Raw genomic sequence first — 26,824 nt, forward strand, 5'->3', positions numbered from 1 at the left:
ATCCTCTGGCTCCACTCGTGTTCCAACGTCGAGCGCTCGCGGCACTGGCAGCCTTTGCGCTCATCGTGATGGGCTGCCAGAAGCCCGCGGTGGTCACCATTCCAATTGCCAGTTGGGCTGGCTTTCAGTACTTCCACCTCGCCCACGAAAAGCAGCTGGATCAGAAGGCGGGGCTTGTGATCGACACCCTGGGCTTTTCCGATCCGCCTGAGATTGTCAAGGCCTTTGAAGAGGGCCGTTTCCCGATCGCCCAGCTCACCACGGTGGAAGCCGTGGACATCTGCAGCCGCCAGCCAAAACGCTGCCCGGTGGTGGTGCTGATCCTTGATGAATCCCGTGGTGGCGACAAAGTGGCCGTGCGCCGCTCGCTCGGCACGATCGCGGCCCTGCGGGGCAAGCGCGTGGCCGTCACCCCCAGCACCCTCGGCCCGTTTGTATTGAGCCGGGCCTTGGCCCGTCATGGCATGAGCCTCGCCGATGTACGCATCGTGGCCGTGCCCCTAGCCGACATGGGGCGCCGTCTCGTCAGCGGGCAGATCGACGGGGCGGCCTTCTACCCACCCTTCAGTGATGCGGTACTGGACGGCGGCGAGGCCGTCACGGCCTTCACAAGTGCAGAGATTCCCGGTGAAATTTTTGATGTGCTGGTGGTTGATCCGCAGTACTACCGCACCAACCGGCACATTCTGGGGCGCCTGGTGCGGGTGTGGCAGCAGGCCCACGATCTGGCGGATCGCGATCCCGAAGCGCAGGAAATCATGGCCAGGCGACAGGGTGTGAGAGCTGAGGTGTTTCGCGAATGGGAAAAAGGCCTTCTCTATCTCTCACTCTCGGAGCAACGGCACATGCTGTTGCCCGGCGGCAAGCTCGAACGCAACCTCGCCGACGTCCTCGCCGTGCAGAAGCAGCTGGGTTTGATCCGTGGCCGCGTGCCCCTGCCGAGGGTGAGCACGGAGCCGATTGATCTCGCTCTGAAATGACACAGCCGGTCCGCACCATCCAGACCTGGCGTGAGCGGTTGGGCGCCCTCACGCTCTCCAGCCGGCTCACCGTGCTGCTGCTTGGTGTGGGTCTCACCCCGATGCTGTTCTCCCAGGTGGTGGCGCTCAACGCCTACCGGGAGCGCATCCTCAGCCACCACCTGGATGCCACCGAGCAGATGGCCAACGGCAAGGTGGAGCAGTTGCAGGCCATGCTCACCAGCAAGGGCCTCGAGCTTGATGAGTTGGCCATGGAACTCCATAGGCAGCCCGCCCCGCTCCAGCAGAAATTGCCACAGCAGGCTTCCCGGCTCGGTTTTGCAGAACTGCTGCTAATCGATCGCGGCTCAGGCCGGGTCATCGGCGCAGCGGTGAATCTCGCCCTGATCGGCAAGTCGCTGGCGGGTCCGCTCCTGCGTCACTGCGGCCTCAACAATTTGGTGGAAGGAATGGGCACCTGGAGCCACCTGACGGTGCTTCTCCTCAAGCACGATCCCTGCACGGAGGAAACAGCCACCTGGATGGCCGTGCCGCTCAAGGACCGCGCCAATCAGAATCTGTTGCTGGTGGGGCGGTTGGAGGCCGCCTCCTTCAGCGAGGTGATCAACAGGCGTTATGAGCGACTGAGTCACGGCGCTGAGACGCATCTGGTGATCGAACAACGCCGGGGCGACGAGTGGCAGTTCCTCTCCGTGCCGATGGGGCAGGCCACCGAGGACTCCGAGGCCCTGAACTACCGACCGACTTTGAGCGGTGGTCTGACGTTTTCGGAGCGCCAACTGGGCAACGGCGGGGCCGGCTACCTGCGCACCGGCAGCGGCACATTGAAGCTCGGTGCCTGGCGGCAGATCCCGCAGAGCCATGTGGCGGTGCTCGTTACCATCCCCGAGGCAGAACCACGGCTCGACAGCCAGTCGCTCACCCAGCAGTTGCTGATGGTGCTGGCGACCACCGCCATCCTGGTGACGATGGCAGGCGTGGCGCTCGGCCGGCGCCTGGCGGGTCCGATCCAGAAGCTGCACCAGGCGATTCAGGGGTTCGATCCTGCCGATGAAGCCAGCCTCACCCCGGTGGTGGTGAGAGGCCACGATGAGATTGCCTCCCTGGCCAGCACCATCAATGTGCTAGCCAAGCGCATCAAGGAGCGCACCAGCAACCTGCGCAACACCAAGGAGCAACTGCACGCTTACATCCAGACGGCGCAAACCACCCTGCTGGCGCTTGATTTCGAGGGCCGCGTCACCCTGCTCAACAGCAGCGGCTGTGCGCTGATCGGCATCGCCTCCAATTGCTGGAGCGGCCTCAACTGGCTCACCGATGTGGTGGATCCCGCGGATCAGCCGTTGCTGCGCCGCTGGCTCAACGAGGCGGCCGCCTCCAGGCTTCCCCCCGAGGGAGCGTTGGAGTACCGCGTCTGCACCAACCAACGCGGCACCCGCTTCATGCGTTGGCACCTGAGCCTGCTCGATGGCGCCGACGGCCAACCGATTGCCCTTCTGGGCTCCGGTGAAGACATCACCAGCCTGCGCGCCCAGAAAATCCAGCTGGAGCAGGCGCGCCAGGAGGCGGAGGAGGCGAACAGGGCCAAGAGCGAGTTCCTCTCGCGCATGAGCCATGAGTTGCGCACCCCCATGAACGCGATCATCGGCTTGTCGCATCTGGCGCTGCGAACGGGTCTCAACCCGCACCAGCGCGACTACCTGCAGAAAATCAGCAACGCAGGCCAGGGGTTGCTGGGGATCATCAACGACATCCTTGATTTCTCCAAGATCGAGGCCGGCAAACTCACGCTTGAGACCATCGATTTCCAGCTCGATGCGGTGCTCTCCGATGTGGCCACCCTGATCGCCGACAGGATCTTCGCCAAGGGCGTCGAACTCCTCTTCCGCGTCGACGACGACGTACCCACCTGCCTCAACGGCGATCCGCTGCGCCTCACCCAGGTGCTGCTCAACCTGCTCTCGAATGCCGCCAAGTTCACCGAGCAGGGCCAGATCCAGCTGCAGGTGAGCGTCGGCGAGCAGCAGCCTCAGCAGGTGGAGGTGGAGCTGGTGTTCCGCGTGCAGGACACCGGCATCGGCATGACCGAAGCCCAGATGGGCAACCTGTTCCAGCCCTTCACCCAGGCAGAGCTGTCCACCACGCGCCGGTACGGCGGCACCGGCCTGGGCCTGAGCATCTGCCAACGGTTACTGGAGCTGATGGACGGCTCCATCGTGGTGAGCAGCGTGCCTGGTGAGGGGTCCTGTTTCACTGCCCGCTGCCGTTTTCACCTCGGTGCTTGCGCCACCCCGCGGGCGTTGCCGGAGGCCCTGAGCCAGGTGCGCGTGCTGGTGGTGGATGACAACTCCGTGGCCCGTGAGGTGATCACGCAACTGCTGCACCAGCTCCCCCTGCGCTGTGATGCCACTGGCAGCGGCGCCGAAGCCCTGGCCATGATGCACCAAGCCAACGCCCACCAGCAGCCCTATGGCCTGGTCCTGCTGGATTGGCAACTCGGCGATCAGCTGGATGGCCTGCAGGTGGCCGCAGACATCCGCGCCAACCCGGTGATCCAGCAGCCGAGGATCTTGCTGATCACGGCCTACGGCGGCGAAGACGCCTGCCAGCTCACCCCTCCGGGGCTGCTGGATGGAATCCTGTGCAAGCCGGTCCGCTCCTCTGAGCTGATGGACCATCTCACTGCCATGTTCGAAGGTGGCGACAGCGCGGGATCGGCGGCGGCGGCGGCCGAATACACACAGGGCCAGGAGCTGGCGTGGGGCCTGCAGGGCCTGAAGATGCTGGTGGTGGAAGACAATCCGATCATTCAGCAGATCGCCGCAGAGTTGCTCACCATCGCCGGCGTGCAGGTGAGCACGGCCCGCAATGGCGTGGAGGCTCTCGCCTGGCTGGAGCAGCAGCCGCTGCCCCCCTGCGACCTGGTGCTGATGGATCTGAACATGCCCGAAATGGATGGCTGGGAATGCACCCGTCGCCTCCGTGCCGATGCCCGCTGGCAGCTGCTGCCCGTGCTCGCCATGACCGCCCACGCCATGCAGCCGGAGCGCGACCGTTGCATGCGCATCGGCATGCAGGACCTCATCACCAAACCGATCGATCCGGACCACCTCTACGAACGGCTGCACCACTGGAGCGGCCGCCACTGTCAGGGCCCAGGCGAACCAGCTCCAGCCTCTGCCCAGCCGGCCATCCCCCAGCCCGCGCCAGCCGATGAAGAATCACCGCCGCAGAATCCGGGACTGGATCGCTCGGAGCTGAATGGTGCGGAGCAGGGAGGTTCGGAGCTGAATGGACTGGCCCTGGAAGGCTTTGATCTGCCCGGAGCGCTCAGGCGGGTGGCTGGCAACCGCGCTCTTTACTGTCAGCTGCTGCAGAGCCTGGTGCACACCCAGGCGGATGCGGCCCAGCGGCTGGAGGCCGCCCTTGAGACCAACAATCTGAAGGAGGCGGCACTGATCGTGCACGCCCTCAGAGGGGTGTCCGCCAATCTGGGGGCCACCTCCCTGGCGGAGGCCGCCACGCGGCTGGAGCTCGAACTCAACCAGCAGCTCTGCCACAGCCACACCAGGCAGAACTTTGAGGTTCAGCTGCAGCTCACCATGGCGTGCATCCGCGCGGCCTTCGCGATGGAGCCGGCGGAGGGCACCGCCCCCTCACCGGAAGGGCCGGGGACAGCAGTGCTGAGCTTGGAGCAGCAGCACCTGCTGGGCAAGCTCGATACTCTGCTGGCCGCCTTTGATGGGGAAGCCCTGGAATTCATCAGCCAGCACCGCGAGGCCCTGATCACGACCCTGGGATCGGCGGGCTTTGAGCGCATGGCCGCTGAGCTGATGCGCTTTGATTTCTCAGAGGCGCGCAGGGCCGTGCAGCTACGCGTTCCTCCCTTGCTGCAGGCCTGATCCATGACCCATCTCGCCGACAGCCTTGGGCAAAGCAAGCCCACCGTGCTGGTGGTGGATGACACGCCGGAAAACCTGCAGGTGATGAACGGCCTGCTGCGTGGGCTGTACAAAGTGCGCCTGGCCACCAGTGGCGGACTTGCCTTGGAGTTGGCCCTGCAGACGCCCCAGCCGGATCTGATTCTGTTGGACATCATGATGCCGGATCTTGATGGCCATGAGGTGTGCATACGGCTTAAGGCCGACCCCGCCACTCAGGACATTCCTGTGATCTTCCTCACGGCGCTGAACCAGGAAGTTGATCAGAAGCGAGGCTTTCTTGATGGCTGCGTGGATTACATCACCAAGCCCTTCTCCCCCGACATCGTGCTGGCCAGAGTGGCCACCCATGTGGCCCTGAAGCGCGCCAGCGACCTCCTCTCTGATCACAACCGTTACCTGCGCGAGGAAGTGGAGCGCCAGACCCGCGAGGTCCAGAAGGTTCAGGACGTCACGATCCTGGCGATGGCATCACTGGCGGAAACCCGCGACAACGAAACCGGAATGCACCTGCGCCGCACCCAGAACTACATGAAGCTTCTGGCTGAGCACTTACACCGGCACTCCCCTTACGCCAGCCAGCTCGACGCAGAGGCAATCGAGCTGCTCTATAAATCCACGCCGCTTCATGACATCGGCAAAGTGGGCATTCCTGATCACATCCTGCTGAAGCCAGGCAAGCTCACCCCTGAAGAGTTCATGGTGATGAAGAAGCATTCGGAGCTGGGTTCCCACATCATTGCGCAAGCAGAAGGTCTGCTGGATGCCCCCAGCAGCTTTCTGCGATTTGCCCGCGAGATCGCCCACTACCACCACGAGAACTGGGACGGCAGCGGCTATCCCGAGGGGCTGCAAGGAGAAGCCATCCCCCTGTCCGCCCGTCTGATGGCCGTGGCCGATGTGTATGACGCCCTCATCTCCAAACGCTTCTACAAGCAGGCCTTCTCCCATGAGGAAGCCGCCCGCTTCATCGAAAGCCAGGTCGGCCGAAAATTCGATCCTGTGATCGTGGAAGCCTTCCGCCAGGTAGCCGATCGCTTCGCCACCATCGCCGCCACCTTCAAAGACAACAATTCCGCGCCGCCCCTGGCCGCCCATCCTCCGCCCGCGCCGTCCCTTTCCCCATCGCCGGGCCTGGCGGAGGATGGGGAAAACAGCCCGGCCTTCTGGTGAGCAGCCAGGGAGCCTGCTGAACAGAGAAGAAGCCTGGTGAAAAGAAAGCGGGCGGCGGGAATCGAACCCGCATCATCAGCTTGGAAGGCTGAGGTTTTACCACTAAACTACGCCCGCAGGGATACAGGTGTATCACTCGGTTGCCGTGCTGGTGTGGCCCGCGGTGCCACTGCCTTTGCGGCTGAAGCATTATGGCCTGCGTGAAGCCACCGGCCGTTGACCGTTGTTCCTGATCCGGTCGTCCCTTCCGCCAACCCTGCGGCCATGAGCTCCACCACCGGCGTCAGTGACGCCATCGATGCACCCAGGGGGTTCCAGCGCCGCATGTTGGTGGCCTATGGCCTTGGCGATGCGGGCACCGGCATGGCGGCGTCGCTGATCGGCTTCTACCTGTTCATCTTCTATACCGCCGCCGCCGGGCTGCCCGCCTGGATGGCGGGGCTGGTGCTGATGCTGGCCCGCCTCTGGGATGCCATCAACGATCCGGTGGTGGGCTGGCTCAGCGATAAGACCCGCAGCCCCTGGGGCCCGCGCCTGCCCTGGATCCTCTGGAGCGCCATTCCGCTCGGGATCGCCATGGCGATGATGTGGTGGCTTCCGCCCGGAAGCCTCTGGGTGAAGTTCGGCATCTTCCTGGCCATCTCGGTGGTGGCCAACAGCCTTTACACCTGCGTCAACCTGCCCTACTCCGCCCTGGCGGCCGAGCTCACCACCGACACCGGCCTGCGCACCCGCCTGAACACGGCGCGGTTCACCGGCTCGATCATCGCCGGGCTGGTGGGCATCGTGCTGGGAGGGCTGCTGCTCCAGAACCACCAGGACCCCGGCAGTTACTTCAAGGTGGGCGTGCTGTCGGGCAGCATCATCGCGGTGTTCACCCTGGTCTGCGCCTGGGGCATCGCCCCGGCGGCCCGCAACTGCCAGCGGCCCAACAGCCAGCAAGGCTCCACCCGCCGCATGCTGCGCCGGGTGCGCGAGAACGGTCGCTTCATCAAGGTGCTCGGCCTCTACCTGATGCTCTGGTGCGCGCTGCAGATCATGCAGACCGCCGCCCTCATCTACCTGCCGGTGGTGATGCGGCTGCCGGAGAGCTGGAGCAACTGGATCCTGCTGCCCTTTCAGATCAGCACCCTCGTGGGGCTGCAGATCTGGAACCGCTTCTCCCACCGCTACGGCCGCATCCAGGCGCTGCACCGGGGCACGGCGCTCTGGATCGGCGGCTGCCTGCTCGCCATGTTGCTGATCCCCCTCGATCCCGACCTCTCGCCCGTGGGCTCCTGGATGAACGGGCTGCGGCTGGTGGCGCTGCTGGTGGCCATCCTGGTGGTGGGTCTGGGCGCCTCGACGGCCTACCTGATCCCCTGGGCGCTGCTGCCGGATGCCATCGACGCCGATCCTGAAAAGCCCGCCGGCCTCTACAGCGCCTGGATGGTGTTCACCCAGAAGATCTGCATCAGCCTGGCGTTGTTCTTCTTCGGCAACCTGATGAGCCTGAGTGGCTACGTGGCGGCCAGGGGCATCGTCCAACCCGACACGGCCCTGATCGCGATCCGCCTGTGCATGGGGCTGATCCCCGCCACGCTGGTGGTGCTGGGGCTGATCGTGATGCGGCGCTGGCCTGAGCGTGGCGCCCACCTGCTTCAGGCCCAGCCATGAAGTCACCGCGCTGGCTCAACCGCCTCGGCAGCAGTTGCCTGATCGGCGGCCAGACCGTGGCGGCGATCGGCAGGGGGCGCATCAACGTCAACGACCTGTTCGAACATCTGCTGGAGGCAGGGCCCGGCAGCTTTCTGATCGTGTTCATCACGGCGCTGGCGGCAGGCACCGTGTTCAACATCCAGGTGGCGGCAGAGCTCACCAAGCAGGGGGCCAGCGTGGCCGTGGGAGGCATCCTTTCGGTGGGGCTGGCGCGCGAGATCGCACCGCTGCTCACCGCCACCCTGCTTACCGGGAAGGTGGCCACCTCTTACGCCGCCCAGATCGGCACCATGAAGGTGACCGAGCAGATCGACGCCATCACCATGCTGCGGACCGATCCGGTGGAGTACCTGGTGGTGCCCCGGGTGCTGGCGATGGTGGTGATGGCCCCGGTGCAGTGCCTGGTGTTCTTCGTGGTGGGGGTCTGGTCGGGCCAGGTGAGCAGCACCTTTCTCTTCTCGATCCCGCCCACCGTGTTCTGGAATTCCGTGCGCAGCTGGATGACCGCCAGCGACCTGCCCTCGATGCTGGTCAAGGCGGTGGTGTTCGGCCTGCAGATCGCCGTGATCGCCTGCGGCTGGGGCCTCACCACCCGCGGCGGCCCCAAGGAGGTGGGCACCAGCACCACCGGCGCCGTGGTGATGATTCTGGTCACGGTCAGCCTGATGGATGTGCTGCTGACCCAGCTGCTGTTCGGCGCTTAGGCCGCCAGCTGCCCAGCATGGAACCTCCGCCTCTCTCCGCCGCCACCATGACCTCCCCCGCCGCCACGCTCGATCCCGCCGCCGGAACGGTGCTCGCACCCCGCTACGGGGTGCCGCTGGGGGTGGTGGTGCTGGGGCTGGCCGGCCTGGCCCTGCTGCCGCTGTGGTCGGGGGCGCTGTGGCTCAGCGGCGTGGTGGTGCTGTTCGGGCTGTTCCTGCTGCTGCAGGCCGTGCTGCTGCGCCTGCAGTTCAGCGGCGATGCCCTGCTGGTGTGGCGTCAGTCGACGCTGCTGCGCCGCTTCCCCTACGACGAATGGATCGCCTGGACCGTGTTCTGGAACCCGGTGCCGGTGCTGTTCTATTTCCGTGAACAGCGCAGCATTCACCTGCTGCCGGTGTTGTTTGATGCCACCACCTTGCGCCAACAACTGGAGCTGCACGTCAGCACCTCGCCATGACCGATCCCAGCGTGCCGCCGGACCAATCCCCGCCGCCCCTGAGCGTGCCTGAACCGCCTGCGGCCGAGCCCTCGCCTGCGGCCGACCCGGCCCCTGTAGCCAAGCCATTCGAGCCCTGGCAGGCGCTCGCCCTCAAGGAGCTGCAGGAGCGGCGCGCGGCACTGGAGGCGGAGATCCAGGAGCTGGAAACCCGCCGCAACCAGCTGCAGAAGAGCCTGGTGAGCAGCTTTGATGGTCAGGCCGATGCGATCGCCCGGCGCCTGAAGGGCTTCCAGGACTACCTGGTGGTGGCGCTGCAGGATCTGGCCGGCCAGGCCGAGCAGATGGAGCTGGTGGTGCAGCCGGTGGTGGTGCAGCCCTCGCCACTGGATCAGCCGGCGGAAGTGGCCGCCGCGGCTGCCCCTGCCGCACCGGCGGCGGCGGGTCTGTTCAGCGAGGACGAAGAACTGATCCGCAGCCAGCTGGAGCGCTTCCAGGGCCAGCCCGATTTCTACGCCGATCCCTGGAAGCTGCGCCGCAGCCTGGAAGCCCCTGCCGCGGCTCTGCTGGAGGAGTGGTTCCTCTATCAGGGCGGGCGTGGCGCCCACGCCAGCGCCGGCAGCCGCAGCCGCAATGCGCTCACGGTGGCGGCGGCGGTGGCGATCCTCGGCGAGCTCTACGGCGAGCGCTTCCAGACCCTGGTGCTGGCCGGCCAGCCGGAGCGGCTGGGGGAATGGCGCCGCGGCCTGCAGGATTGCCTCGGGCTCAGCCGTGAAGATTTTGGGCCTAACAGCGGCGTGGTGCTGTTCGAGCGGCCTGATGCCCTGATCGAGCGCGCCGACCGGCTCGAGGAGCGCGGCGAGCTGCCGTTCATCGTGATCGATGCGGCCGAACAGGTGGTCGACGTCCCGGTGCTGCAGTTCCCGCTCTGGCTCGCCTTCGCCGCCACTCCAGCGGAACTGGCCATCGACGAGGAGCTGCTGTGAATCCCCTGCTGATCCTGTCCGTGCTGCTGGCGGGCTACCTGCTCGGCTCGATCCCCAGCGGCTGGCTGGCGGGGCGATGGTGCGCCGGCGTCGATCTGCGCCAGCTGGGCTCCGGCTCCACCGGCGCCACCAACGTGCTGCGCCAGGTGGGCAAGGGCCCGGCGCTGGTGGTGTTCCTGGTGGATGTGCTGAAGGGAACGGCCGCCGTGCTGCTGGCCAAGGCGGTGGTGGAGCCACTCGGCGTCTCCGCCGCTGGCGATGCCTGGGTGGTGGCGGCGGGGCTGGCGGCTCTTGCCGGCCACATCTGGCCGGTGTGGCTGGGCTGGCGGGGTGGCAAGGCCGTGGCCACCGGGCTGGGCGTGCTGCTCGGTCTGGTGCCCGCGGTGGGGCTGGCCAGCTTCGGGCTGTTCCTCGTCACCCTCACCCTCACCCGCATCGTGTCGCTCTCCAGCGTGGTGGCGGCGGTGGGCCTGCCGCTGCTGATGCTGGGCTCCTTCCAGAGCGCCGGCACCGGGCTGCGGCCCGCCTATCTGGCCCTTGCCCTGCTCACCACCGTGCTGGTGCTGTGGCGCCATCGCAGCAACCTGGCCCGGATCATGGACGGCACCGAGCCACGCATCGGCGCAGACAAACCCAACACCCCGACCTGAGGCGGGAGCTGAGAGCCTGGATCCGAGAACCGGGCGCTGCTTCAGCCCAGCGCCCGGCTCCGTTCAGCAGCCGCCAGCACCGCCTCGATCAGAGCCGAACGCACGGAGCCCCGCTCCAGCTGACGCAGGGCCGTGATCGTGGTGCCGGCCGGGCTGCTCACCATGTCCTTGAGCTGGCCGGGATGCAGGCCCTTCTGCTGCAGCAGCGCCACGGTGCCACCGGTCATGGCGAGCGCCAGCTCCTGTGCCAGCGCCCGCGGCAGGCCGGCGGCCACGCCGCCATCGGCGAGGGCTTCGATCACCACCGCCATCAGCGCCGGCCCGGAGGAGGCCACCGCCAGCAGCCCATCGAGCTGGGGCTCCGGCAGCTCCAGCACCTGCCCCACCCGGCCGAACAGCTGGCGCACGCAGTGACGTTGCCCATCGCTGAGCTGCTCTCCCCAGGCCAGTCCAGTGATGCCGGCCCGCACCAGGCAGGGAGTGTTCGGCACCGCCCGCACCACGCGCCAGCCGGGAAATGACGCCTGCAGGCGAGCCAGGCTGACCCCCGCCAGCACGGAAATCAGCAGAGGGCTCTCGTCGCTGTGCGCTGAGGACGCCGCTGGGGAGGCGGCTGGGGAGGCGTCGCCGTGCTCAGAGGGCGCTGCTGGCGAGGCGAAGGCTGCTGAACCAGAAGCTGGGGGTGTGGCCGATGCCGCGGCGGACGCCCCTGATCGGCTGTGTGCCGCTCGAACTGCCGCCGCCGCATCTGCAGCCGCCGTGGCTGCCGCCGCGAGCTGTTGCGGCTTGACGGCCAGCAGCACCACCGGCGCCTGCCAGGCCGCAGCCGCCTGCCCATCGGCGGCGGCACAGACAGCCACCTGCAACTGCTGCTGGAGCCGCTCGGCGGAGGCAGGGCTGGCCACCACCGCCCGCACGGCAGCAGGACGAACATCCCCCTGCTCCAGCAGCGGCAGCAGCAAGGCCTGGGCCATCTGCCCCAGGCCAATGATCCCGAGGCCCGACAGGAGGGGCTCAGAGGCCCCGGCGTGCTCGGTCATGGACCGGTGGCGGTGGCGGGAAACGTGCTCAGAAGACGTGCTCAGCCGCCGACGGCGAAGTCGGAGCGGCCCCAGGCCGGACTCGGGGCCGCATCGGCATCGGAGCCGGTGTCGCGGGTGGAGACGATGGTGGGAGAGGAGGGCTCCTCCATCGAGGCTGTGGTGACCGTGACGCAGCTGGGCGCGAACAGGAAGATGCTTTCGCCCACCCGCTCCTGGTGGCCGTCGATGGCGAAAGTGCCGCCTGCCACGAAATCCACGGCCCGCTGGGCCTGATCCGGCTCCATCATCGTGAGGTTGAGGATCACGGTCTTGCGGTCACGCAGGGCCTGGATGGCACGGGGCATCTCATCGAAGCTGCGGGGCTCCATCAGGGTCACCTCCGCGGCCGTTGCCGACAGGCCCGGCATGCCGATCACTTTGCTGCCGGGGAAGAGGTCGTCGGAGCCGAAGGGGGAGGACAGGGCCAGGGCACTGCCGCTGCCGACCTGCGTGGCGCGCGACTGGGCGGTCTGGGCCTGGTCGTCACCGGGGTCGTAGTCAAGGTCGTCGTACTCGCCATCGAGATAGTCGTCACCGGAGACGACGGCACGGAGGCGGGAGAACAACGACACCTTTGGTTCCTTCGTGAGGTCAGTACCTGAATAGCGTCCCACGCTCCCAGTTGCAACTGGTCGCAACCCTTGAAATCACTGGATTCATGCTTCCGCCGGGTGGCGAACGCCCCCACCGCCCCCAGCGAAGGCGGCCTCAGGACCCCGCCGTGATTGGCCGGGGCAAGCGCGTTGCGCAGGCCCGGGGCGGCCCCGAAGTCCCCGTGGGGCCCCGGTCAGGCCCCGCGGGGGCCGAACAGCACCGAGCCGAGCCGCACCCAGGTGCTGCCGGCCGCCACGGCCTCGCGCCAGTCGCCGCTCATGCCCATCGACAGCTCCGGCAACCCCAGACGGGCCGCCAGCGCGGCGCAGGAGCCGAACAGGGCACGGCTACCGGCTGCATCCAACCCAAGCGGCGCGATCGTCATCAGGCCGACCAGCTGCAACGGCGCCAGCGCCTGCAGCTGGGGCCAGAGCTGGTCGAGCTCATCGGGCTCGAACCCGGCCTTGGTTGGATCGGGCAGCAGCTTCACCTGCAGGAACACCCGCGGCTGCAGGCCCTCCTCGGCGGCGATGCGCTGCAGGCGAAGCGCCAGCGGCAGGTTGTCGAGCGAGTGGATGGTGCCGAAGTGGCGCAGCACCCCACGGGCTTTGTTGGCCTGCAGGCGACCGATGAAGTGCCAATCCAGGGGGGGAAGATCCGCCAGCTCCAGCTGCTTGGCCTCGGCCTCCTGCAGGCGGCTTTCGCCGAAGCTGCGCTGCCCGAGTGCGGCCAGGTCGCGGATGCGCTCGGCCGTCTGCCCCTTGCTCACCGCCAGCAGGCGGGAACCGGACGGCAGCTGCTCCTGCAGGGCCTGCCACCGCACCGCCAGGGCCGCTGGAGCGTCAGCGCCCATTTCAGATGAAGGTCTGGTCGAACAGCTGGCGCCAATGGCCGAGTTTTTCGCTGCGGTCACGCCGGGCCCGCGCCAGGTTCTGCTCGGCGTAGTGGCGGGCATCCATCAGCGGAATCACCTCGAAATGGGCGCCGCGCGGCTGCGCCGTGACCAGGAAGAACATCCGCTGGGCGTAAAGGGTGGCGAACAGATCGCGGCCCTCTCCGGCCGGTGCCACCCAGTAAAGGAGCCCGAAGGTGGGATGGTTGAGATATCGCTCGGTACTCGACTCAGCGCTCACTGATGGTTTGTTCGGCTACCAATCACAGCGCACCGTACTGCCACCGCAGCCCAAGCAGCAGGAGCAGCAGCAGGCAGGCCATGAGATTCAGACGTCGGGCCACGGGCACCCCCAGCCGCAGCTGCTGCGGCGGCACCCAGCGGCCGCCCCTGGCCACCAGCGCATCGGCCCCCTGCTCGGCGCGCAGCAACACGTTGGCCAGCAGCCGTTCCGCCACCGCCAACCCCAGCCCCAGCACTCCCTTCCAGCCCAGTCGCCGCAGGTTGAGTGCCCGGGTGGCGATCGAGCGCAGCAGGTTCTGCAGTTCCTCCTGCACCAGGGGCAGGAAGCGCAACGCCAGCAGCAGGATGAAGCCGAGCCGCTCCACCGGCAGCCCCAACCGGCCCAAAGGGGTGAGGCCCCAGCTGAGTGCCCATACCAGCTCTTCCGGCGGCGTGGTGAGCAGCAGCAGGTTGGCGCTGTGGATGAGGGTGAACAGCAGGGTGGCGCTGTTCAGGCCGAGTTCCGCCGAGCGGCGGTTGATCACCAGTGGGCCCAGCGGCAGCGGCCCCAGCTGCACGGGCCCCCAGCGCAGCACCTCCCAGGGCTCACCGCTGCGTTCGACCGGCGGTGCCCCCGGCGGCGCCGGCGCCAGGCGCAGCTCAGCCGGATCGCGCGAGAGCTGAGCAGTGCCCGCGCCACCGGCCGGCAGCAAGGCAGAGAGCAGCCCCACCAGCAGGCTGAGGGCGAGCAGGAGAGGCAGGTTGCGGCGCCACAGCCGCCACGGCAGCCCGCAGAGCGCCGTGATCAGCAGCAACGCCCCCACCAGCGCCAGCCGCCAGACGGGGCCGGCCAGGATGGGTGTGATCAGGAACGCCAGGGTCCAGGCGAGCTTGAGGCGCGCATCGACGCGGCGCAGCCAGCCGCTGTCGCCATCGACGTACTGGCCGATCGGGAGCTGCTTCAGCCAGTCCATTCAGTGCTGCAGGAAGTGGAGCCGCTTCACGGGGTGGCGGAACGAGCCTGCTGACGCGCCTGTTCCTTCTCGGCGTCGCGCTGCTGCTTACCGCGCCAGAACAGCTTGATCGGCGAGCCATCGAAGCCCAGGCCCTGCCGGATCTGCCGCTCCACGTAGCGGCGGTAGGTGTCGCCGAACAGCTTGGGATCGTTCACGAACAGGGTGAAACTCGGCGGCCGCACCGCCACCTGGGTGCCGTAATAGATACGGCCCTGGCGGCCACCGCGGCTGGTGGGCGGCGAGCGCCAGCTCACGGCCTCCTGCAGCACTTCATTCACCACCGAGGTGGTGACGCGGCGCCGGTGCTGCTCGACCGCCAGCAGCGCCAGCGAGAAGATGCTCTCCACCCGCTGGCCGCTGAGGGCGGAGGTGAACAGCATCGGTGCCCAGTCGAGGAAGTAGAGCTTGGCCCGCAGATCCTTTTCCATCGCGGTCATGGTGTGCGAATCCTTCTCGATCGCATCCCACTTGTTCACCACGATCACGCAGGCGCGGCCGTCTTCCTCGATGCGGCCCGCCACGCGTTGATCCTGTTCGGTCACCCCATCGAGCGCGTCGATCACCAGCACACAGACGTCGCTGCGTTCCACCGCCTTGAAGCTGCGGGTGATGCCGAAGTATTCGGGCCCGTAGCTGACACTGCGGCGGCGGCGGATGCCGGCGGTGTCGAGCAGTTTCCAGAGACGACCCTCCCGCTCGATCGTGGTGTCGATCGTGTCGCGGGTGGTGCCGCGGATCGGGCTGACGATCGCCCGAGGCTCACCGCAGATGGCATTGAGCAGGCTGGATTTGCCCACATTCGGCCGGCCGATGATCGCCAGCTGGATCGGCTCCTCCGTTTCCTCCGCGTCAGCGGGAGGCAGGAATTCGATCACCTTGTCGAGCAGATCGCCGGTGCCGGCACCGTGGATGGCCGAGATCGGAAACGGCTCACCCAGGCCGAGGCCCCAGAAGTCGGCGGCCATCGCCAGGCCCTGATCAGGCGACTCGCACTTGTTCACCGCCAGCAGCACCGGCCGGTTCTGGCCGCGCAACCATTCGGCGATCGATTCATCTGCCGCCGTGACCCCCGCCTGGCCATCGACGATCACCACGGCCACCACCGCTTCGGCTAAAGCAAGGTTGGCCTGTTCGCGGATCTCCGGGAGAAACTCACTGTCGTCGTCGAACACCAGGCCGCCGGTGTCGACCACCTTGAAGGTCCGATCGCCCCAGAACCCTTCCTGGTAGGTGCGGTCACGCGTGACACCGGGCTCGTCGTGGACGATTGCCTCCCGGCTGCGGCACAGCCGGTTCACCAGAGTGGATTTGCCCACGTTGGGGCGCCCGATGACGGCGACGACTGGTAGCGCCAAAACGTAATATCCCGATCAACGATCTCTTTTCGACCTTACAGGCTGGCTCAGCTGTGGCCGGCCTGGAGAAGTGTTGGCGGCGTCACCCTGCAACTCCGAGCCCTGGAAGCAGGAACCTTGCACGCTCGAACCTTTCAACACCGTTATGCCGCTGTGGCGGAGGCGCCACCCACACCAGACTGCGGCCTGACCGCCAGAGCCGCGCGCTGCCATGGCCAACCCTGCCTTTCTTCATCGCCGCTCACCCGTCTTTGCCGGGCGTGCGATGGTCACCTCCAGCTCGCCGCTGGTGACCCGCGTGGGCCTGCGGGTGCTGGAGCAGGGCGGCAACGCCGCCGATGCCGCGGTAGCCATGGCCGGGATGCTGGCGCTGGCCGAGCCGATGATGAGCGGCCTCGGTGGCGACACCATGGTGCTGGTGTGGTCGGCGCAGGACCAGCGGGTGCTGGGTCTCAATGGCAGCGGCATGGCCCCGAGCGGCGCCAGCCTCGAGCGCATCGGAGCACGCCCCTTGATGCCGGAGCACGGCGCAGCCTCGGTCACCATTCCCGGCGCCGTGGATGGCTGGTGCACCTTGCTGGAGCGGTTCGGCACCCAGTCGCTGCAGCAGCTGTGGGAACCGGTGATCGCCTATGCGCGCCAGGGCTACCCGGTGGGCGAATCGATCGCGGGGTTCTGGGCCGTTGGCGCCGCGATGCTGGGGCAGAGCGCCTCATCAGTGCTTCGCGAGGTGTTTCTGCTCCATGGCAGCGCCCCGCAGCCGGGCCAGCTGATGCGCCTGCCGCAGCTGGCCGACACCCTGGAGCGCGTGGCCTGGGAGGGCCGCCAGGGCTTCTACGAAGGGCCCGTGGCCGCGGCGATCGCCACCACGATCAGCGCGGGCGGTGTGCCCACCACCACAGCCGACGTGGCCGCCCAGCAGCACCGCGCCGAATGGGTGGAGCCCCTGAGCGTGGGCTACCGCGGCCGGGAGGTGCTGGGCCTGCCACCCAATTCCCAGGCGGTGGTGGCTCTGCATGCTCTGGGCATCCTCGACGGCCTGCCCCTCGCCGCGATGGGCGAGGCGGAGCGTCTGCACCATGAGATCGAAGCGATCCGCCTCGGCTTTGAGCTGGCGATCGATGGGGTGGGGGAGCCCACCCCCGCGATGCTCGAACTGGTGCGGCAGCAGCTCAGCCCGGACGGACTGGCCGCCGCCCGCAGCCGCATCACGGCCCAGGCCCGGCCGGCCACCCGGCCCCAGGGCGGCCATTCGGGCGACACCAGCTACGTGTGCGCCGTGGACAGCGAGGGCAACGCCGTGTCGTTGATGACCAGCATCAGCGGACTGTTCGGCTCTGGGCTGGTGGCGGGTGACACGGGGGTGCTGCTCAACAACCGGGCGGCCCAGTTCTCCAGCCAGCCGGGCCATCCCAATGCCCTGGCACCCGGCCACCGGCCGCGTCATTCGATCCTGCCGGCGATGGTGCTGCGCGATGGGCTGCCTGAATTCGTGATGGGGGTGATCGGCGGCAACGCCCACCCCCAGGGGCTCACCCAGATCCTGGTGAACGCCCTCGATCTGGGCATGAATCCCCAGCAGGCCGTGGATGCCCCGCGCTTCAAGCTGGTCATGCAGAGCGGTGTGGTTCACATCGATCCGCAGTTCAATCCAGACGTGGGCCACGAGCTGGTGGCCCGCGGCCATCAGCTCGGCGATTCCTATGGCTTCGTGGGTTTCAAGGGGGGTGCCCAGATGGTGCGCCTCCATCGCGACGACTCCGGCCACTGCACCAGCCTGGAGGCCGGCGTGGATCACCGGCTCGATGGGGTGGCCATGGGGATTTGAACGGGGGGGCCTACGTGGCTCGGGGGCGGTCCACCGGCTACTGCACCGGCAGATCTCCAGGGTGCCCCGCCACCGGATCGGCCGGCTCCGGCAGCAGCGGTGGCAGCGGCCCTGTGTCCGGCAGCGGTTCGCCACGCTCGGCCAGGTGAGCCAGCAGCCAGTTCACCGCCGTGGCGCGGCGGGTGCGGCGGGGAAACAGCTCGCCGATGCGGTAGCCGGCGAAGCCCAGCTGGTGTTTGAGCAGTTGCTTGTGGGCGGCGGCAATCGAGCGGGTGAGCCGCACGCTGGCCGGACGCTCCGCGATCAGCGGCGGCGCCAGCGGGTAGGCCAGGGCCCAGTCGTCCGGTGTGGCGGTGGTGGCGCGCCACGGCGCTGGCCCCTGTGCGGCGCCGGCGGCGCCCACGGCAGCGGTGGTGGCCTCTGCCGTGGGTTCCGCCTCAGCAGCAGGCCCATCCACCAGCCCGTCAGCGGGTGCGTAGCCCAGCCGCTGCCAGACCAGTTCGCAGACGAAGCGGTCGCTGGTGCGGTCGTCGAGGATCAGCTGCAGCAACTGCCGACTGAGCGGATGGGGGGAGGCGGCGGTCATGGCGAAGCGGCGGGTCAGCAGGTCAGCGAGGCGGTGGTTGGTCGGGTCAACGAGGCAGTTGTTCGGCGGGTCAGCGCGGCGCTGGGCAGCGGGAAGATGAACCTCTGATGACCCTGCCACCGCTTCCACTTCAGCTTCAGGGCCGCGGCCAGCCGCGCCAGCTGCGCTGCCGGGTGTTCCAGTCGCCCCTAGCGGGGGTGAGCGACCAGATCTTTCGGGGCTTCGTGCGCCGTTGGGCTCCCGACGCCCTCCTCTATACGGAGATGGTGCACGCCACCTGCCTGGAGCGGGGCCACGGCAGTGAGAAGTTCGAGGCTCTGGCCGGCGAGAGCGGGCCGATCGCGGTGCAGCTGTTCGACCACCGTCCCCAGGCCCTGGCCGAGGCCGCCCGGCGGGCGGAGGCGGCGGGCGCCTTCCTGATCGACATCAACATGGGCTGCCCGGTGCGCAAGGTGGCGCGCAAAGGCGGCGGCAGCGGCCTGCTGCGCGAGCCCGCGCTGGCGGCGGAGATCGTGGCGGCGGTGGCGGCTGCGGTGCGCGTGCCGGTCACGGTGAAGACGCGGCTGGGCTGGTGCGGCAGCAGCGCCGATCCGGTGGCTTTCGCCCTCGGTCTGCAGGAGGCCGGTGCCGAGGCGCTCACCCTGCACGGCCGCACACGGGAGCAGGGCTTCTCCGGCAGCGCCGACTGGGCCGCCATCGCCCGGGTGAAGCAGGCCCTGCGCATTCCCGTGATCGCCAACGGCGACGTGACCTCCCCCGAAGAAGCCCTGCGCTGCCTGGCCATCACCGGCGCCGATGGGGTCATGGTGGGGCGAGCCACCCTGGGAGCCCCCTGGCTGGTGGGCCGCATCGACGCGGCCCTGAGCGGCCGGCCGGTGCCACCGGACCCCTCGCCGGCCGAGCGGCTGGCCCTGGCGGCCGAGCACCTGCAGGCGCTGGTGGCCTACCGAGGGGCGAAAGGCCTGCAGATCGCCCGCAAGCACATGGGCTGGACCTGCCAGGGCTTCGCCGGCGCCGCCCAACTGCGCCATCAGCTGATGCGCGCGCCCACCCCTGCGGAGGCCAGGGCACTGCTGGAAGCGGCAGCGGCTGACACCGTCGCTGTGTTGGCTGACGGGGCAGGAGCGTCAACACTTGACTGGGCCGGTGCTGGGCAGGTGCGCAGCTCGAAGTTGCAGGAATAGATCGCCGGTTTCTGCCAGCTGAGTGGGATTTCCAGCAGGTCGCGGGTGCCGGTGATCGCCATCACGGCAAAGAGCACGGAGGCGAGCACGTTGGCGGTGATGTGCAGGCGACGCATCCGCAGGGAGCGGAAGATCTCCGCCTTGGAGGCCAGCGAGAACAGCATCAGGCCAGTGAGCAGCACGCCGGCCCAGTAGTGGGAGCTCCAGAAGGCAGGGCTGAGCGGGTTGTCGCTGAGGCGCCAGATCTCCGGCTGGCTGCCGAGGCCCAGCAGGCCCACCCAGGTGAGCAGGGCGAAGCTGGCCCGCAGCGGCGCTTTCTTCGCCCGCCAGAGCCCCAGCAGACTCGCGAAGGTGCCGGCACTCACCAGCAGCAGCAGCGCCAGACGTCCGGCCCCGCCAGTGAAGGGGGGTTCCGGCACCACGAACTTGCTGATGAAGGAATAGAGGAGGGCGATCAGCACCGCCACCACGATGCCGGCGGTGAGCCAGCGGCCATGGTCGGCGTGCTCCACCCCCACGGTGGGCGGCTGTGGGTGGATCTTGAGCCGGCGCTCACGGGCCAGCAGGCCGAGGCGGATCGTGGCACCCACCACGGGATACACAAACAGGATGACCAGCACCGGATGCAGCAGCGAGAACCAGTCGATCGGGGTCATGGAGCAGTTGGTGGGGGGTGGGGAAGCCAGCCAAAGGCTGTCACAGCCGAGGGGCGCCGGCGCTAAGGAAGTACCGACGGCCAGCCGGATCGGATCAGCAGAAGCGAAAAGTAGGGCCGCTGCTCGGAGGGCACCGCATCGGCCGGCACCACCACCTGATCGGGCCAGCCCACCCGCTGGGCGAACAGGGCGTCCCCAAGGAGCCCGCGCCGTTCCAGCAGGGGCCGCACCCAGCTCCAGCGGTGGCCCAGCTTGAGCAGGGCCAGGCCGGTGCGCGCCTGCGGGGGCTCCAGGGCGATGGCGTCGAGCAGGGTATCGAGCACCCCGGGCGCATCGGGCGTGGGGCGCACCAGCAGCCCCTGCCCCTGCAGGGCCAGAGGCCAGTGGCCTGCGGCCGCCGCCGCTGCGACGGCGGGGATGCCGGGGATGAGCCGCACCGGGCAGGCGGGGTGGGCATCGCGCAGAGCCAGCAGCACGTACGAGGCGCTGGCATAGAGCGACACATCCCCCTCGCAGAGCAGCACCACCCGGCGGCCAGCGGCCACCGCGGCCGCCAGCGCCTCAGCCGCAGCCCGCCAGGCCTGGCGGCGCGGCTCAGGCTCCGCCACCATCGGAAACACCAGCGGCAAGGTGGCCTGCTCCGGATTCAGCCACGGCGCCGCGATCGCCGCGGCCATTCCCTCCCCACCCGCCTGGGCCACCGGGTAGGCCACCAGGTCGGCAGCGGCGATCGCCCGCACCGCCGCCACAGTGAGTAGATCCGGATCGCCCGGACCCACACCCACCAGCGTGAGCCCCGGCAAGGCAGCGGCGCCGGTGGGGTCGGGCAGGCCTTGAAGGCCTGGCAGGCCGGGAAAACCGGGGGAGCCTGGGGGCACCGAGGGGGCCTCGCTCATTGGGTGCTGCCACCAGATCCGTGGGGTTCATCCCATCACGCCGTGGCGCCAGCGGCTCAGCCCATGGGCCACGCGCCAGTGGCGTGCTCAGGCCTTGCGGCGGCGCCGCAACAAACCCGCACCTCCGGCCCGCAGGGCTTCCATAGGCTGGAGCCATCGCCCGTGCCGCACCCCGATGACTCTGCTGGCCATTCACCAACTGCCCAGCGATGGCAGCGCCGCCCCTGCCGCCACCCCCTGCCCGCCCACGTTGCGCACCAACGACGGCGACCGGATCCGCCAGGAGCTGGAGGCCCGCGGCATCCGCTTCGAGCGCTGGCCGGCCCGGGCCGCCACTGGCGAGGCCACCACTGCCGACGCGCTGCTGGCGCTCTACGCCGAGGAGATCGCCCGACTGCAGAGCAGCGGCGCCTATCCCACCGTCGATGCGATCCGCCTCACGCCCGACCATCCGGATCGGGTGGCGCTGCGGCAGAAGTTCCTCTCGGAGCACACCCACAGCGAGGACGAGGTGCGCTTCTTCGTGGAAGGGCGCGGCCTGTTCTGCCTTCACCTCGGTGATGAGGTGCTGCAGGTGGTGTGTGAGCGCAACGACCTGATCTCTGTGCCGGCTGGCACGCCCCACTGGTTTGACATGGGGCCCGAGCCCCACTTCGCCGCCCTGCGCTTCTTCGACAACCCGGAGGGGTGGGTGGCCACCTTCACCGGTGAGGCCATCGCCGAACGGTTCCCCCTGCTCGACGAACTGCTGACCGCCGTTTGAGACCAGGCAAATCGGCCGTGGCCACGCCTGCGGCCTGGCAACTCTGCAAAGCCACGCCTCTGGCGTTGCCGCCCGCCAGGGTCAGGCCACGCCCACCGAGTGCATCCGAACCAGCCCTGGATCGGCCAACACTCCTGTGAGGGCCTGAACCTCCGCCAGCGCCAGCTGCTCCAGCCGCTCCACCGTGGCTTCGCGACTGAAGCGCGCTTCAGCCAGCACCCAGTAGACGCCGAAGTGGCGCGCCTCACTGGCCAGCAGGTCGCCGTACAGGGCCGCCAGCTCCGGGTCAGGGCTGTGGGCAGCCAGCAGGGCCATGCGTTCGTGGCTGCGGGCCTCGATCAGGCCGGCCACCAGGAAGCTGTCGAGCATGCGCTGCGGCTCGCCCCGCCGCACCTGGCCGGCCAGGGCGGCGCCGTAGGGCGGGGCTGCCAGGGCGCGCAGGGCATGGCCTCGCCGCTCCAGCAGGGCCTGCACGCGCTCGAAGTGTTCGAGCTCCTCACGGGCCAGGGGGCTGAGCACCGCGGCCAGCTCCCCGTCGGAGGGGTAGCGGAACATCAGCTGCAGCGCCACGCCCGCCGCCTTGCGTTCGCAGTGGGCATGGTCGATCAACAGCAGCTCGGGGTGGGCCAGGGCCTGCTCCAACCAGGCGTCGCTGCTGGGCGCCGTCAGCCATTTCACCCGGGCCGGCGCGGCCCCGGCCACGCCGGCCGCCAGCGGCAGGGAAGCGGTGGTGCTCATGCCGGCTCCTGGGCGCGCAGGTGGGTCACCAGGCCGTCGAGGCCGAGGCTGTAGCTGGCGGGCCCGAAGCCACAGATCACGCCCACCGCCCGGTCGGCCAGGGTGGAGTGGTGCCGGAACGGCTCGCGGGCGTGAACGTTGCTGAGGTGCACCTCCACAAAGGGCAACGCCACCCCCAGCAGCGCGTCACGGATGGCGATCGACGTGTGGGTGTAGGCACCGGCGTTAATGACGATGCCGTCGCAGACGCCGGCTGCCTCGTGGATGCGGTCCACGAGGGCACCCTCGTGGTTGCTCTGAAAACAGGCCAGGCCCACCCCCTGCGCCGCTGCCTGGGCCGTCAGCGCCGCGTTGATGGCTTCCAGGGTGCTGACCCCGTAAAGCCCAGGCTCACGGCGCCCCAGCAGGTTGAGGTTGGGGCCGTGAAGCACGAGCAGCTGCATGGGGAAGGTCGACTGGTAAGTTTCTCGGGTGGAGCGGGTCGGTGCCCGAGTGGTTAATGGGGGCGGACTGTAAATCCGCTGGCTCTGCCTACGTTGGTTCAAATCCAACCCGGCCCACCTTCCACATGCCCTTGTAGCTCAGCGGTAGAGCACTCCCTTGGTAAGGGAGAGGTCACGAGTTCAAGTCTCGTCAAGGGCTTCCTCCCACCCCTTTCCGGCCATTCACTTGGACCTTCGGGCTGCCGATCCCCTTGGCAAGGTGTGGCCAGGCGGTCCCCATCGCCGGGAGCGACCGGGCGGCAGACTCCCAACGGCTGCCACCCCGCCATGGGCGCGATCCTGCTCACCGTTCTCACCGCACTGCTGGGCTTTGGCCTGGGCAAGGGCGTGCCTCGGCTGGTTCAGCGCTCGGGCAGCCTGGCTCGCCGTTCGCGGCTGAGCCAGCTGGCCTTCGGCAGCCTGCTGCTGCTGCCCTGGCTGGTGGGGATCGCCCTGCTGCTGCTGTTGCCCTTGCGCCCTGCACTGCTGCTACCTGCGATCGGCTACGGCGTGGGCATGTGGCAGGGGCGGCGCAAGCTGGGGCTGTAGCCGTCGGCGCGGCTGACCGCCTCGGCCAAAGACGCGGACCCCCCAACTGCAGCACGCTGCGTTCAGCCAGAACCGATTGCGCAACACCGGCCCACCGCACCCTGCGTCTCTGCACGCGTTGAGTACACCCCGGAACAGCATCAGGCCACTGCCCCAACATGATGGCGACGCTTGCACTGCAACCGCAGAGGAGCAGGAGGATCGTCCCAGTGGGGGCGACGGGCGGAGTTGGGGCGGGATCGCTTGGGGAGGATGGCCCGCTGCTGGCGTTGCCAGGTATCCGTGGTGGTTCCTGCCTGCTTGTCACAGAGGGCGACCATCGATCCGCAATGGCGTTGATTGAAATGGTGTCGAATGCCTAGGCGCACTCACTCACGAAGTCCCTGCCAAAGACTCAGCTCAACACCCTTGCAACCACACGCCCCGATCGAGCTCACCGCTGTGCAATCGCTCCCCTTCGAATCACGCGGAAGGTGAGATTGATGCGGTCACGTGCGACCCGCCGCCGCTGGGGCACCTGATGCAACCAGTGCTGTTGCGTGGGTGGATCCATCACCAGCAGATCGCCTTCGCCCAGTTCAAAGCTCAGCGGTGACTCTGCATCTGCGGAAGGTTGCCGGAGCTTGAGCCGAAAACTGCGCGCCGCCCCGAGGCTGAGGGAGGCAATCGGTTGCTCGGGATCAAGTTCGGGCTCGTCGTCCGCATGCCAATCCAGCTTGTCGTTGCCGTCGCGGTAGTGATTGAGCAGCAGGGAGTTGAAGCGGCAACCGGCGGCGGCCTCCACCTGCCGGCGCAGCTGCTGCAGCGAGGCGGTCCAGGGCTCGATCGCCTGGTGAACACCGCTGTAGGCGTAGTGGCAACCGGGATCGCCCATCCAGCAGGTGAGCCGCGGAATCGGATGGGTGCGGCCGAACAGGGTGATGTGCTCCTGGCGCCAGGGCACGTCAGTCCGCAGCTGAACCAGCCAGGACGCCGCATCCGCCAGCCACAAGGGCCAGTAGCGCAACGCCAGTCCTTCCCGCGTCACCGTCTGAGGGGTGCCGGCCGGCGGCGTTGGCTGCAGGAGATTGAGTTGCTGTTCCATCCTTCTCGCCCTCACCATCGTGCTGGAGCTGTGGCCGCCAGCCGCTCCCACACCCGCTCCAGCAGGCCCCGTGGCCGGGTAGCAGCCGCCATGCTGGAGCCATTCTCGTTCGCCCGCTCCCATGACCGCCTCCACCGCCATGCCCATGGCGGACATGCCCGCCGTGGCCATGCCCGCCGTGGACAGCCTGCGTGAGCCGGTCAGCCAGGGGCTCACCCGCCCGCTGGCCTGGCGTCGCGAGCAGCTCGCGCGGCTCACGGCGCTGCTCGATGGTGCGGAGGAGGCGATCCTTGCGGCGCTCGCCGCCGACCTGGGCAAGCCTCCGGTGGAGGCCTACTTCGAAGTGGTGGCCGTGCGTCAGGAGCTGCGCCTCTGCCAGCGCCAGCTGCGGCGCTGGATGGCGCCCCGACCGGTGCCGGTGCCGCTCAGCCAGAAGCCGGGCCAGGCCCGGCTGATGCCGGAGCCGCTCGGCTGCGTGCTGATCATCGGCCCCTGGAATTACCCCTTCTCACTCACCATCCAGCCGCTGGTGAGTGCGCTGGCGGCGGGCAACAGCGCCGTGCTGAAACCATCGGAGCAGGCCCCGCAAACCTCGGCCCTGATCGCCCAGCTGGTGGCGCGCCACCTGGAGCCCGATGTGGTGCAGGTGGTGGAAGGAGACGGAGCTGTGGCCAGCGCGCTGCTCCAGCTGCGCTTCGATCACATTTTCTTCACTGGCGGCGGCCGGGTGGGCCGGCTGGTGATGGAGGCGGCCGCGCGTCACCTCACCCCGGTCACCCTGGAGCTGGGCGGCAAGAGCCCGGCCATCGTGCTGGCCGACGCCGACCTCGACACCACTGCCCGTCGCCTGATCTGGGGCAAGGGGCTCAACGCCGGTCAGACCTGCATCGCCCCCGACCATCTGCTGGTGGAAGACTCAGTGCGGCCGGCGCTGGTGGAGCGGCTGACGCGGGAGATCACGCGCTGCTACGGCGACGACCCGCTGGCGTCGCCGGATCTGGCCCGCATCGTCAACCGCCCGCAGTTCGAGCGGCTGTGCGGCCTGCTGGAGGGCGCCCGGCAGCGGGGGCAGCTGCTGGCCGGCGGCCAGATCGATCCGGAGCGCCTGCGCATCGCCCCCACCCTGCTGGCGGTCGATGCGGCCGACGATCCGCTGATGCAGGAGGAGCTGTTCGGTCCCCTGCTGCCGGTGCTGCCTGTGGCTTCGCTGGATGAGGCAATCACCCGGGTGCGGCGTGGAGCCAAGCCGCTGGCGCTCTATCTGTTCAGCAGCAGTGCCGCCGCCCAGGAGCAGGTGCTGGCAGGCACCAGTTCGGGGGGTGTCTGCTTCAACGACGTGGTGATGCAGGTGGGGGTGCCCGAGCTTCCATTCGGTGGCGTCGGCCCCAGCGGCATGGGCCGCTACCACGGCCAGTCGGGCTTCGACACCTTTTCGCACCTGCGCAGCGTGCTGCGGCGCCCGTTCCGCTTCGATGTGCCGCTGCGCTATCCCCCCTACGGCGACCGTCTCGGCCTGATCAAGCGGCTGATGGGCTGAACCGGACCAACGATTTGGCGCCGGGGGACTGGCGCGCCAGAGGGTTCTCCTTAAGGTTCAACCAGCTGATCGTTGCCCATGCGCCGCGCCATCGTCGCCCTGGCCCTCGCCCTGCTGCTCCCGTTGCCGGGACTGGCCGCCCAGCACGTGGTGAAGCCCGGGGAGACGCTCTCGGAGATCGCCGAGCGCTATGGCGTGTCCCTCAACCGCCTGATGCAGCTGAACGGCATCAAGGATCCGGATCTGGTCACGGCCGGCACCCGCCTCACCGTGCCCGGTGGAGCCAGCTCCGGCGCCGGCTCTTCCACTGGTGGGCGCGGCAGCTACACCGTGAAGCCGGGCGAAACCCTCTCCGAGATCGCCGACCGGCTGGGCACCACGGTGCAGCGCCTGATCGAGCTCAACGGCATCCGCGACCCTGACATGGTGGCCGAGGGCACCCGCCTGGTGGTGCCCGGCGCCCCCGCCGCCGCCCGTCCCGCAGCGGTGAACAGGAACGCCCGCGAACACACCGTCCAACCAGGTGAAACCCTCTCCGGCATCGCCGATCGCTACGGGGTGCCGATGTCGCGGCTGATGGCGCTCAACAAGCTCACCGAACCCGACGAGATCCAGGCCGGCAGCCGCCTGGTGCTGCGCGCCAGCACACCCGCACCCGCCCGCGCCGCCGCAAAGCCCGCGCCGCCCAAGCCCGCAGCCGCCAAACCCGCACCTGCGCGCCCGGCACCAGCAACGCCCCAACCCAAACCGGCACCAGTGGCCGCCAGGCCGGCGCCGGCAGCGACCGCCCA

At 68.6% G+C, this 26,824-nt stretch carries 25 protein-coding genes, 3 tRNA genes and 1 pseudogene; 16 read left to right on the top strand and 13 right to left on the bottom strand.

Translation table 11 applies throughout. From position 1 onward, the window contains the following. Positions 1-89: 89 nt before the first annotated feature. From KBY86_RS05595 to KBY86_RS05605, 3 genes are read left to right on the top strand one after another with little or no spacing between them, the layout of a single operon-like run. Positions 90-980: an ABC transporter substrate-binding protein gene (locus KBY86_RS05595; RefSeq protein WP_255140538.1), complete on the top strand. Its 891-nt coding sequence runs from the start codon at positions 90-92 to the stop codon at positions 978-980. Then, complete coding sequence (locus KBY86_RS05600) at positions 977-4,882, top strand: response regulator (RefSeq protein ID WP_255140539.1); 3,906 nt, start codon at positions 977-979, stop codon at positions 4,880-4,882. Before KBY86_RS05595 ends, KBY86_RS05600 begins: the two co-directional genes overlap by 4 nt. 3 nt (positions 4,883-4,885) lie before the next feature. Beyond that, positions 4,886-6,094 carry an HD-GYP domain-containing protein gene (locus KBY86_RS05605; protein WP_255140540.1) on the top strand — a complete coding sequence of 403 codons (1,209 nt, stop codon included), beginning with the start codon at positions 4,886-4,888 and terminating at the stop codon, positions 6,092-6,094. Between the two features lie 46 nt (positions 6,095-6,140). Here the strand turns inward: KBY86_RS05605 and KBY86_RS05610 are convergent. Beyond that, a tRNA-Gly gene (locus KBY86_RS05610) sits at positions 6,141-6,211 on the bottom strand. 147 nt (positions 6,212-6,358) lie between these two features. Here KBY86_RS05610 and KBY86_RS05615 point away from each other — a divergent pair. From KBY86_RS05615 to plsY, 5 genes are read left to right on the top strand one after another with little or no spacing between them, the layout of a single operon-like run. After that, positions 6,359-7,750, top strand: coding sequence for an MFS transporter (locus KBY86_RS05615; RefSeq protein ID WP_094510053.1), 1,392 nt, complete (start codon positions 6,359-6,361; stop codon positions 7,748-7,750). Further along, a complete protein-coding gene (locus KBY86_RS05620) occupies positions 7,747-8,496 on the top strand; it encodes an ABC transporter permease (protein ID WP_094510051.1) in 750 nt (249 codons plus the stop codon). Before KBY86_RS05615 ends, KBY86_RS05620 begins: the two co-directional genes overlap by 4 nt. A 17-nt stretch (positions 8,497-8,513) precedes the next feature. After that, positions 8,514-8,954 carry a DUF3119 family protein gene (locus KBY86_RS05625; RefSeq protein WP_255099984.1) on the top strand — a complete coding sequence of 147 codons (441 nt, stop codon included), beginning with the start codon at positions 8,514-8,516 and terminating at the stop codon, positions 8,952-8,954. After that, a complete protein-coding gene (locus KBY86_RS05630) occupies positions 8,951-9,919 on the top strand; it encodes a DUF3086 domain-containing protein (protein ID WP_255140541.1) in 969 nt (322 codons plus the stop codon). Before KBY86_RS05625 ends, KBY86_RS05630 begins: the two co-directional genes overlap by 4 nt. Next, complete coding sequence (plsY, locus tag KBY86_RS05635; RefSeq protein ID WP_255140542.1) at positions 9,916-10,569, top strand: glycerol-3-phosphate 1-O-acyltransferase PlsY; 654 nt, start codon at positions 9,916-9,918, stop codon at positions 10,567-10,569. The genes KBY86_RS05630 and plsY overlap by 4 nt, the downstream gene beginning before the upstream one ends. A 41-nt stretch (positions 10,570-10,610) precedes the next feature. Here plsY and KBY86_RS05640 read toward each other — a convergent pair whose 3' ends face one another. The 6 genes from KBY86_RS05640 to der form a co-directional block, all read right to left on the bottom strand. Further along, a complete protein-coding gene (locus tag KBY86_RS05640; protein ID WP_255140543.1) occupies positions 10,611-11,609 on the bottom strand; it encodes a pyrroline-5-carboxylate reductase in 999 nt (332 codons plus the stop codon). Between the two features lie 41 nt (positions 11,610-11,650). Next, positions 11,651-12,223 carry a cell division protein SepF gene (locus KBY86_RS05645; protein ID WP_255140544.1) on the bottom strand — a complete coding sequence of 191 codons (573 nt, stop codon included), beginning with the start codon at positions 12,221-12,223 and terminating at the stop codon, positions 11,651-11,653. Between the two features lie 215 nt (positions 12,224-12,438). Next, positions 12,439-13,098, bottom strand: coding sequence for a YggS family pyridoxal phosphate-dependent enzyme (locus tag KBY86_RS05650; RefSeq protein ID WP_255140545.1), 660 nt, complete (start codon positions 13,096-13,098; stop codon positions 12,439-12,441). Position 13,099: 1 nt separating this feature from the next. Continuing rightward, positions 13,100-13,378 (bottom strand): PipX family protein, encoded by a 279-nt coding sequence (locus tag KBY86_RS05655; RefSeq protein ID WP_094510037.1) that lies wholly within the window; start codon positions 13,376-13,378, stop codon positions 13,100-13,102. Between the two features lie 22 nt (positions 13,379-13,400). Then, complete coding sequence (locus KBY86_RS05660) at positions 13,401-14,333, bottom strand: energy-coupling factor transporter transmembrane protein EcfT (protein ID WP_255099990.1); 933 nt, start codon at positions 14,331-14,333, stop codon at positions 13,401-13,403. Between the two features lie 26 nt (positions 14,334-14,359). Further along, entirely contained in the window at positions 14,360-15,730 is a 1,371-nt protein-coding gene (gene der / locus KBY86_RS05665) for a ribosome biogenesis GTPase Der (protein WP_255140546.1), read from the bottom strand. 211 nt (positions 15,731-15,941) lie between these two features. On the opposite strand from der, the gene KBY86_RS05670 reads away from it, so the two are divergent. Then, the gene (locus tag KBY86_RS05670; RefSeq protein ID WP_255140547.1) at positions 15,942-17,558 is read left to right on the top strand and encodes a gamma-glutamyltransferase family protein; all 1,617 of its coding nucleotides are present in this window, start codon (positions 15,942-15,944) and stop codon (positions 17,556-17,558) included. A 37-nt stretch (positions 17,559-17,595) separates the two neighbouring features. Here the strand turns inward: KBY86_RS05670 and KBY86_RS05675 are convergent, their stop codons facing one another. Next, positions 17,596-18,144, bottom strand: a complete 549-nt coding sequence (locus KBY86_RS05675) for a DUF1823 family protein (RefSeq protein ID WP_255099993.1) — start codon at positions 18,142-18,144, stop codon at positions 17,596-17,598. 107 nt (positions 18,145-18,251) lie between these two features. On the opposite strand from KBY86_RS05675, the gene dusB reads away from it, so the two are divergent. Next, positions 18,252-19,328: a tRNA dihydrouridine synthase DusB gene (gene dusB, locus KBY86_RS05680; RefSeq protein ID WP_255099994.1), complete on the top strand. Its 1,077-nt coding sequence runs from the start codon at positions 18,252-18,254 to the stop codon at positions 19,326-19,328. Positions 19,329-19,366: 38 nt separating this feature from the next. Here dusB and KBY86_RS05685 read toward each other — a convergent pair. Both KBY86_RS05685 and KBY86_RS05690 read right to left on the bottom strand, forming a co-directional pair. Continuing rightward, a pseudogene (locus KBY86_RS05685) lies at positions 19,367-19,984 on the bottom strand (DUF4079 domain-containing protein); the annotation flags it as partial. Positions 19,985-20,046: 62 nt separating this feature from the next. Next, complete coding sequence (locus KBY86_RS05690; RefSeq protein WP_233132730.1) at positions 20,047-20,769, bottom strand: precorrin-2 C(20)-methyltransferase; 723 nt, start codon at positions 20,767-20,769, stop codon at positions 20,047-20,049. Between the two features lie 286 nt (positions 20,770-21,055). Between KBY86_RS05690 and KBY86_RS05695 the strand changes: the two genes are divergently transcribed. Next, positions 21,056-21,643: an acireductone dioxygenase gene (locus KBY86_RS05695; RefSeq protein WP_255140548.1), complete on the top strand. Its 588-nt coding sequence runs from the start codon at positions 21,056-21,058 to the stop codon at positions 21,641-21,643. A gap of 81 nt (positions 21,644-21,724) precedes the next feature. Here KBY86_RS05695 and KBY86_RS05700 read toward each other — a convergent pair whose 3' ends face one another. Beyond that, positions 21,725-22,381: a tRNA-(ms[2]io[6]A)-hydroxylase gene (locus KBY86_RS05700; RefSeq protein ID WP_255140549.1), complete on the bottom strand. Its 657-nt coding sequence runs from the start codon at positions 22,379-22,381 to the stop codon at positions 21,725-21,727. Next, entirely contained in the window at positions 22,378-22,824 is a 447-nt protein-coding gene (aroQ, locus tag KBY86_RS05705) for a type II 3-dehydroquinate dehydratase (protein ID WP_255140550.1), read from the bottom strand. Before aroQ ends, KBY86_RS05700 begins: the two co-directional genes overlap by 4 nt. Positions 22,825-22,859: 35 nt before the next feature. On the opposite strand from aroQ, the gene KBY86_RS05710 reads away from it, so the two are divergent. The 3 genes from KBY86_RS05710 (at position 22,860) to KBY86_RS05720 (ending at position 23,412) form a co-directional block, all read left to right on the top strand. Then, positions 22,860-22,941 (top strand) — tRNA-Tyr (locus KBY86_RS05710). Positions 22,942-22,951: 10 nt separating this feature from the next. Beyond that, a tRNA-Thr gene (locus KBY86_RS05715) sits at positions 22,952-23,023 on the top strand. 128 nt (positions 23,024-23,151) lie between these two features. Further along, on the top strand, positions 23,152-23,412 hold the full coding sequence (locus KBY86_RS05720; protein ID WP_094510017.1) for a hypothetical protein: 261 nt from the start codon (positions 23,152-23,154) through the stop codon (positions 23,410-23,412). 433 nt (positions 23,413-23,845) lie between these two features. On the opposite strand, the gene KBY86_RS05725 is transcribed toward KBY86_RS05720, so the two are convergent. After that, positions 23,846-24,496, bottom strand: a complete 651-nt coding sequence (locus KBY86_RS05725; RefSeq protein ID WP_255140551.1) for an alpha-ketoglutarate-dependent dioxygenase AlkB — start codon at positions 24,494-24,496, stop codon at positions 23,846-23,848. Positions 24,497-24,617: 121 nt separating this feature from the next. Between KBY86_RS05725 and KBY86_RS05730 the strand changes: the two genes are divergently transcribed. Next, positions 24,618-26,033 carry an aldehyde dehydrogenase family protein gene (locus KBY86_RS05730; RefSeq protein WP_399221172.1) on the top strand — a complete coding sequence of 472 codons (1,416 nt, stop codon included), beginning with the start codon at positions 24,618-24,620 and terminating at the stop codon, positions 26,031-26,033. Between the two features lie 78 nt (positions 26,034-26,111). Beyond that, positions 26,112-26,824, top strand: a 713-nt coding sequence (locus KBY86_RS05735; protein ID WP_255140552.1) for a LysM peptidoglycan-binding domain-containing protein, incomplete at its 3' end; no start/stop codon positions are given.

It is taken from the genome of Synechococcus sp. Lug-A, assembly GCF_024345655.1.
GTDB lineage: Bacteria > Cyanobacteriota > Cyanobacteriia > PCC-6307 > Cyanobiaceae > MW101C3.

Excerpts from the sequence above, each read along its gene's own strand:
- KBY86_RS05615 (WP_094510053.1), top strand. The coding sequence starts at position 6,359 with ATGAGCTCCACCACCGGCGTCAGTGACGCCATCGATGCACCCAGGGGG.
- KBY86_RS05725 (WP_255140551.1), bottom strand. The coding sequence starts at position 24,496 with ATGGAACAGCAACTCAATCTCCTGCAGCCAACGCCGCCGGCCGGCACC.
- KBY86_RS05605 (WP_255140540.1), top strand. The coding sequence starts at position 4,886 with ATGACCCATCTCGCCGACAGCCTTGGGCAAAGCAAGCCCACCGTGCTG.
- KBY86_RS05720 (WP_094510017.1), top strand. The coding sequence starts at position 23,152 with ATGGGCGCGATCCTGCTCACCGTTCTCACCGCACTGCTGGGCTTTGGC.
- KBY86_RS05695 (WP_255140548.1), top strand. The coding sequence starts at position 21,056 with ATGACTCTGCTGGCCATTCACCAACTGCCCAGCGATGGCAGCGCCGCC.
- KBY86_RS05700 (WP_255140549.1), bottom strand. The coding sequence starts at position 22,381 with ATGAGCACCACCGCTTCCCTGCCGCTGGCGGCCGGCGTGGCCGGGGCC.
- dusB (WP_255099994.1), top strand. The coding sequence starts at position 18,252 with ATGACCCTGCCACCGCTTCCACTTCAGCTTCAGGGCCGCGGCCAGCCG.
- KBY86_RS05640 (WP_255140543.1), bottom strand. The coding sequence starts at position 11,609 with ATGACCGAGCACGCCGGGGCCTCTGAGCCCCTCCTGTCGGGCCTCGGG.
- KBY86_RS05670 (WP_255140547.1), top strand. The coding sequence starts at position 15,942 with ATGGCCAACCCTGCCTTTCTTCATCGCCGCTCACCCGTCTTTGCCGGG.
- KBY86_RS05650 (WP_255140545.1), bottom strand. The coding sequence starts at position 13,098 with ATGGGCGCTGACGCTCCAGCGGCCCTGGCGGTGCGGTGGCAGGCCCTG.
- KBY86_RS05600 (WP_255140539.1), top strand. The coding sequence starts at position 977 with ATGACACAGCCGGTCCGCACCATCCAGACCTGGCGTGAGCGGTTGGGC.
- KBY86_RS05660 (WP_255099990.1), bottom strand. The coding sequence starts at position 14,333 with ATGGACTGGCTGAAGCAGCTCCCGATCGGCCAGTACGTCGATGGCGAC.
- aroQ (WP_255140550.1), bottom strand. The coding sequence starts at position 22,824 with ATGCAGCTGCTCGTGCTTCACGGCCCCAACCTCAACCTGCTGGGGCGC.
- KBY86_RS05730 (WP_399221172.1), top strand. The coding sequence starts at position 24,618 with ATGACCGCCTCCACCGCCATGCCCATGGCGGACATGCCCGCCGTGGCC.
- KBY86_RS05630 (WP_255140541.1), top strand. The coding sequence starts at position 8,951 with ATGACCGATCCCAGCGTGCCGCCGGACCAATCCCCGCCGCCCCTGAGC.
- KBY86_RS05675 (WP_255099993.1), bottom strand. The coding sequence starts at position 18,144 with ATGACCGCCGCCTCCCCCCATCCGCTCAGTCGGCAGTTGCTGCAGCTG.
- KBY86_RS05625 (WP_255099984.1), top strand. The coding sequence starts at position 8,514 with ATGGAACCTCCGCCTCTCTCCGCCGCCACCATGACCTCCCCCGCCGCC.
- KBY86_RS05620 (WP_094510051.1), top strand. The coding sequence starts at position 7,747 with ATGAAGTCACCGCGCTGGCTCAACCGCCTCGGCAGCAGTTGCCTGATC.